Annotated in this window: 11 protein-coding genes and 1 riboswitch; all 11 genes read left to right on the plus strand. The window is 56.3% G+C overall.

Annotation, left to right across the window (positions count from 1 at the left end; all coding sequences use genetic code 11):
* Positions 1–671 precede the first annotated feature (671 nt).
* The 11 genes from NST04_RS27180 (at position 672) to NST04_RS27230 (ending at position 17,836) form a co-directional block, all read left to right on the plus strand.
* The gene (locus NST04_RS27180; RefSeq protein ID WP_341187054.1) at positions 672–1,943 is read left to right on the plus strand and encodes a vWA domain-containing protein; all 1,272 of its coding nucleotides are present in this window, start codon (positions 672–674) and stop codon (positions 1,941–1,943) included.
* Between the two features lie 30 nt (positions 1,944–1,973).
* On the plus strand, positions 1,974–2,609 hold the full coding sequence (locus NST04_RS27185; RefSeq protein WP_341187055.1) for a beta-mannanase: 636 nt from the start codon (positions 1,974–1,976) through the stop codon (positions 2,607–2,609).
* 48 nt (positions 2,610–2,657) lie between these two features.
* On the plus strand, positions 2,658–3,920 hold the full coding sequence (locus tag NST04_RS27190) for a hypothetical protein (protein WP_341187056.1): 1,263 nt from the start codon (positions 2,658–2,660) through the stop codon (positions 3,918–3,920).
* On the plus strand, positions 3,917–6,982 hold the full coding sequence (locus tag NST04_RS27195) for a GAP1-N2 domain-containing protein (protein ID WP_341187057.1): 3,066 nt from the start codon (positions 3,917–3,919) through the stop codon (positions 6,980–6,982). The genes NST04_RS27190 and NST04_RS27195 overlap by 4 nt, the downstream gene beginning before the upstream one ends.
* A 603-nt stretch (positions 6,983–7,585) precedes the next feature.
* A riboswitch (cobalamin riboswitch) is annotated at positions 7,586–7,778 on the plus strand.
* Between the two features lie 214 nt (positions 7,779–7,992).
* Positions 7,993–10,158: an S-layer homology domain-containing protein gene (locus NST04_RS27200; RefSeq protein ID WP_341187058.1), complete on the plus strand. Its 2,166-nt coding sequence runs from the start codon at positions 7,993–7,995 to the stop codon at positions 10,156–10,158.
* A 442-nt stretch (positions 10,159–10,600) separates the two neighbouring features.
* Entirely contained in the window at positions 10,601–11,503 is a 903-nt protein-coding gene (locus NST04_RS27205; RefSeq protein WP_341187059.1) for a DUF4430 domain-containing protein, read from the plus strand.
* A complete protein-coding gene (locus NST04_RS27210) occupies positions 11,500–12,444 on the plus strand; it encodes an energy-coupling factor transporter transmembrane component T (protein WP_341187060.1) in 945 nt (314 codons plus the stop codon). The genes NST04_RS27205 and NST04_RS27210 overlap by 4 nt, the downstream gene beginning before the upstream one ends.
* The gene (locus NST04_RS27215) at positions 12,360–14,069 is read left to right on the plus strand and encodes an ABC transporter ATP-binding protein (protein ID WP_341187061.1); all 1,710 of its coding nucleotides are present in this window, start codon (positions 12,360–12,362) and stop codon (positions 14,067–14,069) included. The genes NST04_RS27210 and NST04_RS27215 overlap by 85 nt, the downstream gene beginning before the upstream one ends.
* Complete coding sequence (locus tag NST04_RS27220; protein WP_341187062.1) at positions 14,042–14,740, plus strand: ECF transporter S component; 699 nt, start codon at positions 14,042–14,044, stop codon at positions 14,738–14,740. Before NST04_RS27215 ends, NST04_RS27220 begins: the two co-directional genes overlap by 28 nt.
* Before the next feature lie 136 nt (positions 14,741–14,876).
* The gene (locus NST04_RS27225; RefSeq protein WP_341187063.1) at positions 14,877–16,586 is read left to right on the plus strand and encodes a methyl-accepting chemotaxis protein; all 1,710 of its coding nucleotides are present in this window, start codon (positions 14,877–14,879) and stop codon (positions 16,584–16,586) included.
* A gap of 122 nt (positions 16,587–16,708) precedes the next feature.
* Positions 16,709–17,836: a hypothetical protein gene (locus tag NST04_RS27230; protein ID WP_341187064.1), complete on the plus strand. Its 1,128-nt coding sequence runs from the start codon at positions 16,709–16,711 to the stop codon at positions 17,834–17,836.
* The last annotated feature ends 183 nt before the right edge of the window (positions 17,837–18,019 follow it).

Raw genomic sequence — 18,019 nt, forward strand, 5'->3', positions numbered from 1 at the left:
CCGGATGGCGGAAAGAGAGGGATAAATCCCTCTGATGCTGGTGAAAGTGAGCCAAATGGCGGAATGAGAGGGATAAATCCCTCTGACGCTGGTGAAAGTGAGCCAAATGGCGGAATGAGGGGGATAAATCCCTTTGATGCTAATGAGTGTGGGCATAATGCCCCTGATTTCACCGAAAGTGTGCCGAACTAGCAAATGAGGAGCACTAATGCCCCTGAATTCGCCGAAAGTGTGCAAAACCACCAAATGAGGAGCACAAATGCCCCTGAATTCGCCGAAAGTGTGCAAAACCACCAAATGAGGAGCACTAATGCCCCTGATTTCACCGAAAGTGTGCCGAACCGCCAAATGAGGAGCACTAATGCCCCTGATTTCACCGAAAGTGTGCCGAATCGCCAAATGAGGAGCATTAGTGCCCCTGATTACTGGAGGGGCGGCCGAAAATCCGAGGGTTCACTATAATAATGCCTAGGCTCAGGGACCTGGCCCTGGACCTGACCCTGGACCTGGCCCTGGACCTGGCCCGGACCTGGCCCGGACCTGGACTCATCCCGAGCCTAACCATACAGTCTTCGTAGGACAATTCTCATTCATTCCACTGCCGGATGTGCAATAGAATGGAATGGGGAAGCGCGTGAAGATCAAGCTTTTCCCGGAAAGGATGAAATGCAATGCAGCGAAAAATCAATCTGCTCCTGCTGCTGTTCAGTCTGCTCGGCGCGGGTGTAGCGTTTGTGCTCGGTGAGCTGCTGCTGGACCGCAGGCCGTATGATTTACCTCAGATGGTGCTGGTCGGCATTTATTTTGCCATCGTGGCCTTATGTGTTGGAATAGGCGCTCTGGTTGCTGAGACGATCTCGCCAAGGCTGAACGGACAGTCCTGGAAGCTGCGTTACCTGGGTACCTCGTGGAAAATGTTCCCGCTCATGGTCGTGCTGCTGCTCGGCGTGGGTACGCTGACCGAGTTCGTGTACGAGCTGAACTTCGGCGGCAGCAAGCCGGTGAAGAATGTCGTCATGGTGATCGATGATTCCGGCAGCATGTCGCAGAGCGACCCGTCAGACAGGCGCTACGCGGCGGCCAAGAATCTGGTGCAGCAGCTCAAAAAAGACAACAAAGTCGCGGTAGTCACCTTCAGCAATGAAGCTTCCGTGGTCCAGCCGTTGCTCCCGCTCTCCAAAGAGGCGAACCGCGAGAAGGTGATGGAGGTCATCAGCAGCCTGAAGACCACCGAAGGCGGAACGAATATCAGCGGCGCACTGGCTGAAGCAATGAAGGTGATTCATGAAGACGGCGCAGACCGCGGAGCGATGGTTATTCTTTTATCCGACGGCGTCAGCCAGTTCAATACTTCTACGGAGCTGACAGACTATGTGGCGCGTGGGATAAAAGTGAATACAATCGGGCTGGCCCTGGATGATCCGTCCGGCGCAAATCTGCTTCAGAGTATCGCCAGCGGTACCGGCGGACAGTATTATGATGTGGCCGATGCGAACCGGCTTGGCGACGTATTCCAGCAGATTTATGACCGTCTGGGGGACCGGACACTGCTGACCGAACGCAGCGACCAGACCGCAGACAGCCCTTATTATGCTGTGGTGCGTGTGCTGGCCTTGATGCTGCTCGGCACGGCGCTGGGTCTGGGCCTTGGCATTGTGTTCGATAACCGCCATCTGGCCCGGAGCTTCAGTATCGGGGGCGCGGTATCGGGACTTGTGGCAGGGCTGATTCTGGAATCCGGCTTGAACGGCGACACGCTCTGGGACCCTATGACCCGGCTGCTGGCGCTGCTCGTTCTGGCGGCTATTCTCACCTTGTTCACATATATCGTGCCTGTAGGGGAAGGGCGCTTGTCGCGCCGGGGAAGAGCTGCAGGGGCTGCTAATGCGCCTGTGGATAGCATTCATTCACCCCGCCGTAACCGCGGCAGTAAAGGGTTCTAAAGCCAGATGCAGGGAAAGGGGCAGGTTGCCATGAAGTACGCCGAGGCAGACGCTGGAGCACCGGTGATTACCGAAGTTGTATCCAGAGTGGAGGACCGGTTCTGTACGCTGCGCTGGCGCTGGCCGGACGGTGTACAGGCGGTATATATTCATAAGGCCTCTGCGGAGGCGCCGGACGGTCATGAGCATCCGCCTCCGGGCATGAAGCTCTACACGCGTGAAGAATACAAAGCGAATAACGGATACCGGGACCGGCTGGACGAGATCGGGATGGTGGCTTACACCATTTACGTGCGGCTCAGTGAGAATGGGGAGACGTTACTGGTCCGCCAGCAGGATGGCGGTAACCGGGCGCTCGTCAGTGCGGGCAAAGCGAGGATCTACTACGCGGTCCAGCACAAAAAAGGGTTGTTCAGCAAGCTGAAAACCGTGCAGATGACGATTACTGCCGAGGTGCCGGTGCCGAAGGAAGTGCTCTGCTACGTCAAAAAGCGGGATGCGCATCCATCCTCCAAGGAGGACGGTGCAAGATTCCCGTTCGTCCAGGACTTCGCTCCCGGGCGCAACCAGCTCCCGCCGATTGAGGTCGGCAAGGACGACTTCATCCGTATTTTTTTCACCGATGGGCCGAAATACGGGACGTATTATGAGCTGGTTCCCGAGTGAGCGGGAGCAGCATACCGGGTGCTGACACAACCCTGAGGAGGATGAGAAATGTCTTTTTTTAGCCGTTTCATGAAGAAGAATCAGCCCGCAGCGAGGCCGCTGTATTACGATATTGTCTGCCCGTTCTGCTTCACGCGCTTTGAGCCGGAGGAAGTGGTGTTCCGGGCCATGCACAGCCGTGAGGATGATGAGAATTATGCGCTCGGTGAGGATGATCTGCTGAATAAATACCGGGAGCGCTTCGGCCTCGATACGGTGGATGATATGGAAGCAGTTCTGCAGCCGGCGGATATCCCGGAGGAGTATCATCATTATACAGACAACGTCCTGACCGGGCTCACCGACCGTTATGGAGTGATGACCCGCAGACGGCTCTGTCCGTCCTGCCATAACGAACTGCCTGTAACAGCAGGCAAGGTGCCTAGCAATATTATCTCGATTATCGGAGCTTCCCAGGTCGGGAAGTCTGTCTATATGACCTCGCTGATCCATACGCTACAGCATACAACGGCAGGGCATTTCGACGCAGCCTGTATGCCGCTGAATGCCGAGATCAGCCGCAAATTCCGTACCCTGTATGAGGAGCCGCTGTTCGAGCGCGGGGATCTGCTGGCGTCCACCCAGAAGGAGAAGATGCAGGAGCCGTTTATTTTCCAGTTTGTGTTCAAGGATGAGTCCAAGCCCCCGCTGACGCTGGTGTTCTTCGATGTCGCCGGTGAAGGAATGGTCGATCAGGATTACTTAGGCCTGCACGGCCAGCATATCAAGAACTCGGCAGGGATTCTGTTCATGGTCGATCCGCTGCAGATCCGTTCGGTCCGGGAGAAGATCCGCATTAACTTCGGCGACCGCCCGGGAGAGTGGGTATCGCAGTATGATGAGCCGCGTGATGTGGTGCTGACCATGTTCGGTGATTTCATCGCCTATCAGGAGAAGAGCAAGACCGAGATTCCGACCGCAGTCGTCCTGGCCAAAAGCGATATGCTCCACTCCCTCAAGGATGAGGATGGCGACTACATCAAGTCGAACAGCAATGTGTTCAACAACTACGTGCACCGCAAAACGCTGAATATGGACGAGTTCCACAACATCGACGGTGAGATCCGGCGCTTCATTGAGAAGGTGGACCGTCCGTTCAAGGATACGATGGATGTGTATTTTGCCAATACGGGGTATTTCGCCGTGTCTGCGCTGGGCAGCAATCCGGTCAATCAGAAGGTGGAGGGTGTGGTCAGTCCGATCCGGGTCGATGAGCCGTTCATCTGGCTGCTGCACAAGCTGAATTATATTGAGGGGAGCGACGGGCCGTGAACAGATTGTCAGGGTCCATGATCACCCAGCAGATGTATACCCGCGAGCGCCGCGGCGTGTACCGGTCTACAGAGGGCTTCGATACGGTAGCGAAATCGGAGAGTCTCGATAATAATTTTGTCAAAAAAATCCTGCACCCCTTCTGCCTATACGATGCCCCGGCTGAGCTTACGGCGCGCGGCGAGAAGGATGAGGAGCTATATCCGGCTGCGCTGCACCTGTTCCATACGGAGAGCAACGAGACTGTGATCGGAGAGAGCCGTTATCTGGCGGCGGATTTTACGGGGCAGCGGAGCGCTTTTTTTGCCCATAATTTCGTGGTGCCGCCTATCCGCTCCGAAGAGATTGTCGAGGGGTATGGAAGCTGGCTGCACGCGGGGTTTGCCCGGAGCTATGAGGGGGAGCCTGGCGGGACCCTGCCTGAGCTGGAGTCGATTCCCGTGGCAACCCGAGAGCTGGACGTGCCGTCAGATCCGCGCAGCGTGCTGTCCGGTCTAGGATTCACAGAAGAGCTGTTCAAAGCCCTGCTGCAGGCGGTAATGTTGTCCGTAGCCGGGAAGAAGAAAATCTATGTAACGCTGGATGTTCCCATCAGTGAGCTGTCGCAGCGTGCGGTCCGGCTGACCGAGGTACTCTTCGCTGCGCTGCCATATGACTTCCGCCGCAGGCTGGGAGTGATCACGTATGCCAAGGAACCGCAGAGCCGCAAATATATTCATCTGACCTTCGTGGAAAAGGGCTCTCTGCGTCCGGGCGACCGCAATATCGAGAAGGATTATATCTTCGATCTGGCAGGAGCAAGGTTCCTGAATACCGACTTCGGCGAGTCGCGGCAAATCTATGCCGATCTGGCCTGGAAGACGCTGGTGGAGAAGGGCGGAAGCCTCCGTGATTTCGCTAAGTTTGCCGACAGCCTGCTGCTCGGAGAGAGTACGGAGCGTAAGCTGTCGCTGGCGCTATACAATGAGCTGGCCGTTTTTTATGAAATTGAGCAAGGCAACGAAGCTTTATATACAGACAACAAGAACGCTATACTCAGCGGGCTGCTATCCTATCTGAAGCCGGAGGGGAAGCTGGACTCGCGGGTGCGGCTGAATGATATGTTCCTGGAGCGGTTCGACCGCGAATATGATCTGATCCGCAAGAAGGGGATTCCGTCCGTGGAAATCCTGGAGCAGTTCAAGGCGTATTACGCGCTGCCGGGCCATAATTACCGGGTGAAGATCATCGATTACTTCATCAACGGGATGCTGAACTGCCAGTCCGGGGGCCGGGAGGATGTGCTGGCGGCGGCTTACGGAATTATTGAGAGCGATGCGGAGCTTAGTGAGGCGTTCTTCAAAAAAGTGCTGTCCCAATCTCTCTTCCGCAGAGCACTGTTCGAGCCGTATCTGGAATCCCGGCTGGCGGCAGCTGCCGGAACGGCGGATATCCTCCGCCTAGTGGGCCACTTCGGCCGGAGTCTTCCAGAGGTGCTTCAGCAGGCAGCGGTACGGGATACCTTCAAGGAATATCTGCTGGAGAAGCTGCAGCGGGAGCTTGAACCGGTAGCGGCGGTAACGGCTGTTCATGAAGCGGTCCAGCAGGCAGAGAAGCAGCGCCGCAGAGGCGGTGTATACCCGGAGGCCTTGTCCGTTATGGAGGAGCTGGGCACGGTTGCCGACCGCTTTTTGCTGAACCGGATCTCGCTGGACGAGCTGACAATGGAGCAGCTGCTGGAGATCTCGTTCCTGCGTTACCGGGATACGGCAGACTGGCAGCCGCCGCTCGATGCGATTGCGAAGCGCAAAGCGAATGCGCTGCGTGCAGCCTACCGCTGGTTCGGGGAGGAGTCGCCGGACGAGGAGATTTTTGCCGGACTGACGCCGCGTGAGCTGGACGATGTACAGCTGCTCGGCGCGCGGTGGCTGAAGGAAGCACGGAGTCTTGAGCCATTCGACCGGCTGCCGCTGGCCTTCTATCACAGCAGTGAACGTGAAGGCGGACCGCTGGATTATGATGCGCTGCTGGATCTGGTAGTCCGCAAAGCGGGCAATGACAAGGAGACAGTGTACCGGTTCCTGGACTGGTCGCAGCATAGCTGGCTGTTCGCAAGCTCAGGCAAGAAGCTGTGGCCGAATTACAAGCGGGCCGTGCTGAGGTATTTCCTGAAGAGCGACCGCGAGGCGTTCAAGAACCGGGAATTCCGCAAAACCCATCTCGACACAGCAACGCCTGCTATGCAGACTGTCTACAATGAAGCCCGCGCCCAGCTGGCTTCGCCGCTGGCGCGGTGGGTCAGCCGCAGCCGATTTCAAATCCTGATCTCAGGGAGCATCCTCGGGATCATTCTGATTGCGGCGGTTATCCTGCTGAGCCAGCTAGGGGGACGCGGCAAGGATACAGCTGCGCCGGTGGCCAGCCCCAGCCCGCTTCCGGCAGTGACCGGACAAGCCGCTGTAGCGGCTCCCGTCTCTGTCCGGCTTATCGGCGGCGGTAATAACGGCGGTGATACAGGGACTGGCGGAAACGCGGAGGGCGGAGCAGGAAGTGGGGAAGCGGGTAAGAAGAACGGCGTGAAGCTGTTGTTCAGCTTCACTGATGCTGCGGAATGCTCCGCCTTCAAGCCGGAGCGGATCGGTGTGGAGTCCGCCAGCGGCGTTACGGACTATGAGGTTAAGGCAACGGTTAGCAGTTGCCAGGTTGCAGCAGGCGCCGGAGTAGAGGGCGATGCGAAGGGTGAGGCAGGAGCCGGAGCGGACGGCGGTGCCAAGGCTGAGGCAGGTGCCGGAGTGGACGGCGATGCGAAGGGTGAAGCAGGCGCCGGAGTGGACGGCGATGCGGACAGTGGAGCCGCCGCCTCTCCAGCGGCGGCGGGGACTCCTCCGTCACGCGTATACGAGGTGACGGTGGAGCTATCAGCAGGCGCGAAGCTGGCGGCGGGTGATATGATCACCGCCGGAAGATACTCGCTGAAGCTGGCGGCAGATCCGGGCAGCGCTCCGGAAGCTACAGCTACAGCCGCGCCTAGTGCGGAGCCATCCGCTTCCGCAAGCCCGGAAGCGGACACGGATGCGGAATAACACAGGCGGCCATAAGCAGGCTGCGTAAGCTTTTAAATAACGCGATCGGGTAGTGCTCAGAGTAATTCAATCGACATATGTGAATTGTAGCCTATAGGTACGCTGATGTCCGAAAGAAGCTTCTCAATTGCACTTCGTACACTAGAATCAGGCATAATGGAGTTAATATGGCGTTCTGTTGTATTTGATGCAGTAGATTTTTGGGATTTGGCCCGGCTGAGGGGGATTTGCCGAAATCGATGGTATGAAGTGCAACAGAATGCGTTATCGGCTGCTTTTATACTAATTCTGATGTACATAATACAATCGGCCTTCTGCCGGTGTCTCCATAGGTGCGCTAGTGTATTGATTAGCAGTGGACCAACGTCTTGATTAGCAGCAGAAGAGTAACTTTTTACAGTCCTGAATAGTACGATGTGCCGGGGGAGCGGGCATGTGCTGTTCAGGATTTTTGTGCGGAATGGGCTGAGCTTTGGGGGAGCTGGAATAGATGTAGCTTGTCTATAGACATACAGGGGAATAGTCGATATGATGGTTTGAGAATATTAAAATTTAATAAGCTTGAGGAAAAGGTGCAGATTGCCTTAGAGACCGCGCGCTGTCGCTAGCAGATGCTGGCAGGGCTATGTCTAATAGAGGAATCTGCTTAAAAGGGAAGCCCGGTGCAAGTCCGGCGCGGTCCCGCCACTGTAAATACGGAGCAACTCCTGAAGAGCCACTGTCTGCTAAGCGGATGGGAAGGCGGGGGAAGCGGTGAAGTATGAGCCAGGAGACCTGCCTTTTTCGATGTTGTTTCTATTCTTCGGGGGTAAGAATGTGAAGCAGATGCTGATATTGGCGAGGGCTGTATGTGCTGTATAGTATGTAATGTGGGAGAGTAATCAACTCCCTCAGCCGCCCTGTGCGAAAGTTCTTCCCCGGCCGCCCTGCATAGGGCGGTCTTTAGGTTGCTGCTCTATCTGCGTAAGGAAGCAGGATTTATCCATTCTATTTCAGGAAAGAGGTTAGTTATGAAGAACCATTCTCTATCATTCAGGTTCACACGGTTGGGACTTGCTGTTATCATGCTGTTTGCACTGCTGGGAGCAGCCGTAGCCCCGGCAGGACAAGCTGCTGCTGCACAGGCAGGCGGAACTTCCGCACCGGCGGTATCCGCTCTGCCCGCAAGTGAGGCAGCCAGTGTGACCGCTGCGGTCTATGCTACTGCAGAATACATGCTGAAGAACGGAGTCCAGTCGGACTGGCAGGCGATTGGCCTTGCACAAGCAGGCTACAAGGTTCCAGCCAGCTATCTGAAGGCGCTTGAAGGTAAGCTGAGTGAGGCTAAGGGTGTTTTTGCCAGAGCTACGGACTATGCCCGCATCACACTTGCTGTTAAGGCACTGGGCGGCGACCCTGAGAAGGTGGCAGGCTATAACCTGATCGAGAAGCTCTACAATCACGAGGCAATTACCGGCCAGACGCTGAATAATCCGGTCTATGCACTGCTGGCTCTGGATTCCGGCAGTTATACAATCCCGGCAAATGCGAAATGGACACAGTCTAAGCTGCTGGCAGAGATTCTGGCGAAGCAAAACCCGGACGGCGGCTTCACCCTGACCACGGGTGCGAGTGATCCGGATATGACAGCGATGACGCTGAATGCACTGGCTGGACACAAGCAGGAAGCAGCCGTGAATACTGCTGGTCAGCGGGCGGCAGCCTGGCTGGCTAAGGCACAGGACAAGAACGGCGGATATGGCGACAGCAGCGAGAGTGTGGCTCAGGCCATTATCGGTCTGTCTGCCTTCGGCATTGATCCGGCGGGAGCAGAGTACACCAAAGGCCAGATCAATCTGGTCAGCAAGCTGCTGAGCTTCAGCGCAGAGGGTGGCGGATTCGTCCACACTGCGGGCGGCAGCTCCAATCCGCTCTCAACGGAGCAGGCTCTGGAGGCTTTGGTAGCGTACAAGCTGTTTGGTACAGGCGGCAAGCTCTTTGATTTTAGCGGCACACCAGTGAAGAATCCTCAGGTAAGTGTCTCGGTTACTGTGGAAGGTCCAAATGGAACCTTGGCTGAGGGCAGCGTGTACGCCGGAAATGTACTTAAGGCACTGGAAAAGACAGCCGCCGCTAAGCGCCTGGCCCTGGTCAATGAAGCAGGCAATTATGTGACGGGGATCGGCGGCGTGATTGCGGGTACTTTTGGCGGATATGATGGCTGGATGTATGTGGTTGCCCGCGGCGGAGCATGGATCTATCCAAGTGTAGGGATGGGCGATTTCGCGCTGGAGGAGAATGACCGCATAGTAGTCTATTATGGCGGGGACAACACGCAGGTGGTTGATGCCGTAACCGTGACTCCCGCACAGCCGCAGCCTGGACAAGAGCTGAAGGTGCAGGTAACCCAGAAGCAATGGGTATGGAATGAGGCGACCTTCACCTCTGATCCGGTAACTTCACCGGCAGCAGGCGTACAGGTAACCATCGGCGGTAAAACAGCAGTTACAGATGCTGCGGGCGTGGCTGTTGTGGTCGGAGGTCTGCCGGCGAATAAATATACCCTGACGGTTACGGGATATCTGAAGGATAAAACCCCAGCAGTTGTCCGTCATACGGTCCCGGTAACGGTGGCTTCTGCGGCGGCGGACCGTCCGGCTTTTGCCGATGTGAAGTCGATCTCGCCTTGGGCGCTGGAGTCGGTATACACGGCGTATGACCGCAAGCTGATGAATGGTGTGAGTGAGGGCAGTCTGCTGTTTGCACCGAAAAAGAATATTACTCGTGCTGAATTTGCAGCACTGCTGCTGCGCTTAACCGGGAACGAGCCGTCTGCGGCGTCTTCCGCTGGGGCCTTCAGTGATGTTAAGGCGGGTACATGGTATTATGGAACAGTGAACCGCGCGAAAGAGCTTGGAATCATCAGCGGCGTGAGCGCCACGACGTTCAAACCGGACGGGCTGGTTACGCGCCAGGATATGGCTGTGATGATGGTTAGAGCTTTTAAGCTGGATGCAGCTGGAGCCGGAGCAGGCGCTGGTAAGTTCAGCGACGAAGATAAAATTAGTGACTATGCATTGTCCGCTGTCCGCACGGTAACGGGACTTGGATATATGAGCGGCACCGGCGGCGCATTTGAGCCTACTGCTGTGGTAACCCGTGAGATGGCTGCTGCTGTAGCGGTTAGATTGCCATAGTTCTTAGTTGGTTGGGAGCTGACTGTACTGCACGCTGGTACTGCTCGTTAGTACTGCTCGTTGGGGCCGGCGATAAGTGGATAATTGACATCTAATTTGGCCTGATTTGCTGAAGAGCGGGACCTAGTTGGGTAAATGACACTTATTCAGGTCTGAAGCTGCTGAAGGATGAGGTATGGGCAGAATTAGATGCTGTAAATCCAACTAATTGCTGTCCAGATGCGTAATCAGGATAATTAAGTGTAGAAAATCCAACTAAAGCATCCGTGCGTGAGCCCTTGAGGCGTATAGGGTTGCCGAAGCGTAGAAGGCTCGTTAGAGTGACGGATTTACTTGGATTTCGTTTGGATATGTGTTGAAAAGTAAGCATAAGGTGTATGAAGGAACGGGGAACAGGCTGACTGCCCCCGTTCTTTTCCCTTTTTGTGGAGGTGTGCAGGTAATGTTCAATCTAGTCAAAAGAGGCCGGGGAAGGCTGGCTCCGCTGCTTCTCCTGCTGATGGTATTGCTGCTCTCCGGCTGCTCCTCTGCGCAGCCGGATCAGGCAGGCGGCGGCACGCAGCCGCCCGCCGGGACCCCGGCCGCGCAGACGCCGCGGCCTGGAGACGAAGCGGCTCCGCTGCCGGGAGCCGCTGAGGGCACTGCCGTACCATCCGCCCCTGCGGATGGTACGGCAGCTCCAGCGCAGGCGGGCAGGGGCGAGCCCGCCAAGACCCAGGCGCCGCCAAGCGCAGCGGCGGCGCAGCCCCCGGCGGGCAGGAGCGAGCCCGCCAAGACCCAGGCGCCGCCAAGCGCAGCGGCGGCGCAGCCATCGGCGGGCAGGAGCGAGCCCGCCAAGACCCAGGCGCCGCCAAACGCAGCGGCGGCGCAGCCATCGTCGGGCAGGAGCGAGCCCGCCAAGACCCAGGCGCCGCCAAACGCAGCGGCGGCGCAGCCCCCGGCGGCCACAATCAAGCCGCCAGCCGCCACGCATTCTCCGGCAGTTACACCCAAGCCGGACAACGTGGTCACCCTCTCCATCACCGGAGATGAGGAGCATGGTGTGATTCTGGCCGCCGCCCAGTATGAGATCAAGCAGGGAGAGAGTGTGCTGGACCTGCTGAAGCGGATTACACGGGGGCAGAAGATCCAGATGGAATATCAGGGCAGCAAGGCATTTGCTTACGTGGAAGGTATAGATAATTTGTATGAGAGTGATCACGGGGCAGAGAGCGGCTGGATGTACAAGGTGAATGGAGAATTTCCGTCCAAGGCTGCAGGCAGCTGGATCGTGGAGCCCGGAGATACCATCGAGTGGCTGTATACGCTTGATCTAGGCAAAGACCTGGGGGCCAAGGCGCCATGAGCAGCGGCTTCCGTTCCATGCATCCGGTAGTAGCCCTGCTGTATTATACAGGGCTGCTGCTATTCGCCCTGCTGATCTTCCATCCGTTATTTCTGGCTACAGAGATAGCCGGACTGCTGGCGTTGCTGCTGTTGCAGGGACAAGGGCGGCTGCTTGTGCGCGGCTTGCCTTTTATGCTGCTGATGGCAGCTTCCGTGGCTTTGCTGAACCCGCTATTCTCGCATAGAGGAGCGCATATTCTGTTCTACTGGCTGGATCAGCCTATTACACTGGAAGCTGTGCTTTATGGACTGATGATGATGACAATGCTGCTTACTATTTTTATCTGGTTTATATCCTACAATTACACGGTAACCACTGATAAATTCATGTACCTGTTCGCGGCGGCTGCGCCGAGAATGGCGTTGCTGACGCTGATGGCCATCCGGTTCGTGCCGCTGTTCCAGCGGCGGCTGCGCCAGATTACGCTGATCCAGCGTCTGCGCGGGGTAGATACCGGTACGGGAAGCCTTAAGAAAAGAATGACAGACGGAATGACGCTGCTCAAAGTGCTGCTGACCTGGTCGCTGGAGGAAGCCCTACAGACTGGAGACTCCATGACAGCCCGCGGATACGGCAGCACTAAACGCAGCACTTACACGATATACAAGGCCGATTTGCAGGATAAGCTGGTGATGCTGCTGTTAACCGTTAGCAGTGTGGTTACGCTGCTGTTCTGGGTGCAGGGCTACGGCAAGCTGGAGATTTATCCGCGGATGAGACCGGCGGAATTCGGCTGGCAGGAGGCCGTCATGTACGGCAGCTTCTGCCTGTTCGTGCTCATTCCTGCGGGGCTGGAAGGAAAGGAGAAATGGTTATGGAGATCCTCAAAGCACAGCAATTATCCTTCCGATACCCTGAAGAAGACAAAGACACACTCCATGAGCTATCGTTCGTCATAGAAGAGGGTGAATTTGTCGTGCTCTGCGGCCCGTCCGGCAGCGGCAAAACCACCCTGCTGCGCCATCTGAAGCGGGAGCTCGCCCCGGTAGGTTCAACCAGCGGAACCTTGACCTACAAAGGGCAGCCTCTGTCCGGGCTTCCGGCAGCGGTGGCTGCCGGGGAGATCGGGATGGTCTTCCAGAACCCGGATGCACAGATCGTGATGGATACAGTCTGGCATGAGCTGGCCTTCTCCATGGAGAATCTGGGGCTGCCGCCTGCTGTCATGCGGACCCGGCTGGCAGAGATCTGCGGTTTGTTCGGGCTGGAGCCGCTGCTCTACCGTCCGGTACATGAGCTGTCAGGCGGACAAAAGCAGCTCATGAACCTGGCCTCAGTACTGCTGCTTCAGCCCAAGGTGCTCCTGCTGGATGAGCCTACCTCTCAGCTTGATCCTGTTGCTGCGCGGGAATTCATTATGGCGCTGCAGCGGCTGAACGAGGAAATGGCGGTCACGGTGATCATCAGCGAGCACAGGCTGGAGGAGGTGCTGCCGCTGGCGGATCGTGTGCTGATGCTGGAAGACGGTAAGCTGCTGGCAGATGCCGCTCCCCGCCTGTTCGCTTGTCAGACCGGCAGCGGGGCCTTGACTTCGGCTGGGCGTTACCTGCCAGCCGCCTCACGCCTGTACTTGTCACTCGCTCCGGAAGCGGATCCGGCTGTGCCGGAGAATATTCCGCTGACCGTGCGCGAGGGCAGACGCTGGCTGCCTACCTTGAAGGCTGGAACGGATGCTGGTACAGGCGCTGAGCTGGTTAATAACTTGAATGGGCCTTCAGCATCCATGAAGTCCTCTTCCGAGGGGTTCCAGGCTGCCGTGGCGGAGTCTCTGCTCACCTGCCGCGAAGTGACCTTTCGGTATGAGAAGGAGGGCCGGGAGGTCCTGAGGAAGCTCTCGCTGACACTTAAGCAGGGGGAGCTCCTGGCAGTCATGGGCGGGAACGGCGCAGGCAAGTCCACCCTGCTGCATGTGCTGAACGGGCTGATGAAGCCGCAGCGCGGCAAGATAGAGCTGGCCAAGGGCAAGACTACCGGCCTGCTGGCGCAGAACCCGCTGCTCTATTTCAGTTATGATACAGTGGCTGAGGAGCTGCAGCATATGGGCAGCTACGCCGGGTTATCCCCCGAGGCAGCAGCAAGCCGGATTGAGGCTTTGCTCGAAGTGTTTCAGCTCCGGGAGGTGCTGCAGAGCCATCCGCATGATCTCAGCGGCGGCCAGCAGCAGCAGACCGCGCTTGCCATGATGCTGCTCATGAAGCCGGATATTTTGCTGCTGGATGAGCCGACCAAGGGGCTTGATCCGGCCGCCAAAGACAGGCTGGCCGCCCTGCTTCAGCAATTGCGCGGGCAGGGGATCAGTATTCTTATCGTAACGCATGATGTAGAGTTCGCGGCTAAGCATGCTACGCGCTGCGCGCTCCTGTTCGATGGGGGAATTACGGCGGAGGGCACACCGGCTGAGTTCTTCAGCAGTAATTACTTCTATACCACGGCAGTCAACCGGATGGTGCGGGACTGGCTGCCGCAGGCATTGACAATAGAGGATGTGATTCGCACATGGCCCGCTTCCGCATACCGCTGCTAATCGCCCTGGGACTCTTCATCTCGGGTCTTGCGCTTACCGCAGCATTCACTGACCGGCATTATGTGCTGCTTAGCGTGGTGCTGCTGCTGGCCGCTCTCCTGCCGCTGTTCATCCGGCTGGAGCGCCGCCCGCTCCAGTCCCGTGAACTTGTGCTGCTGGCGGTGTTGTCCGCTATTGCTGCGGTCAGCCGTATTCCTTTTGCCGCATTGCCGGGGGTAAAGCCTGTGTCGGCCGTTGTCATCCTCTCCGCTTATGTCTTCGGGGCAGAGGCGGGATTCGTCATCGGTGCAGTCGCCGCGCTGGTCTCGAATATTTACTTCGGGCAGGGTCCCTGGACACCATGGCAGATGTTTGCCTGGGGCATGACCGGACTTACAGCCGGGTGGCTGCGGAGGAGCTGGCTATTGCGCAGGCGGGCCGGGCTGCTGGTGTTTGGCTTCATCTGGGGGTTCCTGTTCGGCTGGATTATGAATATCTGGGTCCTGCTCAGTCTGCCGGATGCCTTTAGCTGGCGGCTGGTTGCCGTTACGTTTGCCGCGAGCTTTTATTTCGATCTGGCCCATGCCTTGTCGAATGTATTCTTCTTAGCGGTGCTGGCCGGAGGCTGGACCAAGGTGCTGCAGAGATTCCGCAAGAAATATGGCTTGCTTCAAGAGCGAATGGAATTATAATTAATAGATAGCGCTTTACTAAAACGATATTTTTCTTCTTTTTTCGACATTTTTTTTAGCAGGGCCATCAACAATTCGATGTTATTCTCCGATAAATAAGGTTACAGCTAGATTCGAGAAGGCGGGATAACGGGAAATGAGACATCTGAAGATTAAGCATAAAATGATTGTACTGATAGCGGTGGTTATCCTACTGCTGATCGGGATCGGAACCACAGGTATTCTGACGACAACCAGAATGGCGGACAGGTCTGAAGAGACTTACAGGCAGAACCTGCAGCCGATTTATTTCGTAACGGAGATCCGCGGGAACAACCGGGCCATTGAGTCTTTTCTGCTGGAGGATCTGATTACCACGGATGACGCCAAGAAGCAGGAGCTGAAGGCGAGAATTCAGGAGAACATCCAGACGAACAATGAGCTGATGGCCGAACTGAGGAAGATTGAATTTAACAATGAGAAGATTGCTGCTTATGTGAACGAATATACCCTGCTGCTGCCGGACTACCGCTCACAGCGTGATAATATTATCCACCTGGCCGAAAACGATCTTAACGACGAAGGATATCAGGTGTTCACGGGCCAGACCTTTAATGAGCTGCGTGACAAAATGGTCCGGCTGCTTGAAGAGACAGCGACGTTATTCATTCAGGATGCGTCTGCCCATAATACGCGTACGGCTGACAGTGCCAAGAGCTCTGTTACGCTAAGCAGCGTTCTGATTGCACTGGCCTTGCTGCTCAGTATTGTCCTAAGTGTGATCATCACCAGATTGATTACAGGGCCGCTGAAGGAATTGCAGGGGCTGATGAAGCGGGCGGAAGAAGGAGATCTGACGGCCTCTGCCGCTTACCGCTCCAGGGATGAGATCGGCCAGATTAATACCTCGTTCAATACCATGCTGGACGGGTTGAAAAATATGATGCGCGGCGTCTCGGAGAGCGCCGAGATTCTCTCGGCCTCCTCCCAGCAGATGAGTGCCAGTGCCGACCAGACCGCACACGCCTCACAGATCATCGCTGAGACGTCAGGCGAGATCGCAACCGGATTCGATGTGCAGGCGGAGAGCATTACCCGTACTACGCAGTCTGTGCGGACGATGTCCTATGAGATTGCCGAAGCCCGGCATAGCGGTAACGAAATGACCCGCCTGATGGAGCAGGCTGCCTCCTCCACGGAACGCGGTGTGTACGCAGTAGAACAGATTCTGGCCCAGATGCGGGAGATTGACTCCAGTGTCTCGGAGAGCCGGCAGATTGTCGGCAATCTTGGCAGCCTGTCTGAAGAGATTAACACCATTATTACAACCATTAATGAGATTGCGACCCAGACCAATCTGTTGTCCCTGAATGCTTCCATTGAAGCCGCCCGGGCGGGAGAGCATGGCCGTGGCTTCGCTGTAGTAGCCGGTGAGATCCGCAAGCTGGCGGAGGCTACCGGAACCAGCTCGCTGCAGATTACGGAGATTATTAATCACATCCGTCAGCAGACCGCCAGTGCCGTAGAATCGATGGAGCAAGGCTCCGGTATTGTCTCTCATGGTGTAGCGCAGAGCGAAGTGGTATCGGAAGCCTTTACAGCGATCCAGACCTCCATTCAGGCCGCCAGTGAGCAGACTGAACAGATTACAGAGGTTATCGGTCATGTCGCACAGGAATCGGAGGAAGCAGCCAAGTCCATGTCGACGGTGAACGAAATCTCGCGCAAAGGCGCCGCATACCTTCAGAGCACCAGCGAAGCAAGCCTGGAGCAACTGACCGCGATGGGAGAGATGTCCTCCTCGGCACAGTACCTGGCTACCTTGGCCGAGGACCTGCAGAAGCATCTGGCAAGGTTCCGGCTGTAACTGCTATAATAGATATTAACCTGGCCCGATCCGGCCGAGGAACCCTGGAGATTCGCGGGCATCCTCAGCGGAGCCGGGCTTTTGAACGTATTAGTATTAACCTGAAGGAGGCGGTCTCTATAATGAATACCCGAACATGGAAGCTGGCGGTAGTTCCAGCCTTGTTAATGACACTTGCAGCTTGCAGCTCCAATCAGGCTGATGCTCCGGCGGTTAGCCCCACTCCACAGCCAACTGCGGCTCCTGTAGAAGCTTCTGCCCAGCCGACGGAAGGACCGAAGGCTACACCGGTACCTGCTGAAGCTGCTGGCGTAAAGGTTGGGGAAGTTAAGCAGTATGAGCAAATCGCGATTTCCGACTGGAAAGATGATCAAACCATTGTCGTGTCCAAGGCGAACGATAAGCTTGGGCCGATCGGCTCGGGAGAGCTGAAAGGTTCCTATCCGCAGAGCCTGTATTTCTTCCACCTGGATAGCGGCGAATACGAATTGATTACAGAGAAGGCGAACATGATGCTGGGGGATGCTAAGCTGTCCGCCGACCAGTTATTTCTGCTCTATAGTGAATTCTCCTTGGGTGACCCTGCCTACAATGTGATGGATCTGGGTTCCAAAAAGACCTTCACCATCAAGGGCGATGCCATTGCGGGGGCAATGGGGGCCGAGTGGGCGGATAAGGATACGGTAGTCGGTCCGGCATACAGCGGCGGTGCTTATACAGCCACTACTTCCATGAAGATTGCGCCGGTGGAGGGACTGGGCGGGGAGAGCCTGAGTGTTGTAAGACAAATCAAGGATAAGATCTATTACACCAGTAATTCGAAGGACTCGCTGCAAACACTGGACCTGAAAACTAAGGTGAAGGCTGACTTGAATATTCCGGGTACCAGCAGTGTAATCCCTTCACCGGACGAAGAACAAATGCTGATCCTGCAGTATAAGGAGAATACCCAGGCGCTGCTGCTGAGCGGCACTGACGGTAAGAATCCGCGGACCCTGGTGGAAGGGGCCGAGCTTGGGGCCGTCTCCTGGTCTCCAGACCAACGTCTGGTCGCCTATAGTGTAACTATTGAGGAGAAGGGTATAACGAAGAATACCTTATATGCCTACGATCTGTCTTCTGACAAGTCCGTTCAGATTGCGGAGAGCAACGGGACGATGACCACCTCATGGAGCCCCTCAGGCAAGCAGCTTGCGTATACGGAGCGGGATGACAGCGGCAGCAGCAGCAGCATAGTTCAGCTAAAGTAGAACCTCATCATGAGGGCAATTTTTAAAATCCAAAAAAAGCGGTCCGTACCGGTAAATCTACCGGATACGGACCGCTTTTTTTAAAATATAAGAATTTATATGTTGCACACGATAAATTATCCTTCTATTTCTCGCTGAAACGGTGCCGTCCTTTAAAAGGACGGCAAAGCCGTTTCCACTTGT

It is taken from the genome of Paenibacillus sp. FSL H7-0756, from assembly GCF_038006765.1.
Classification (GTDB): Bacteria; Bacillota; Bacilli; order Paenibacillales; family Paenibacillaceae; genus Paenibacillus_AQ.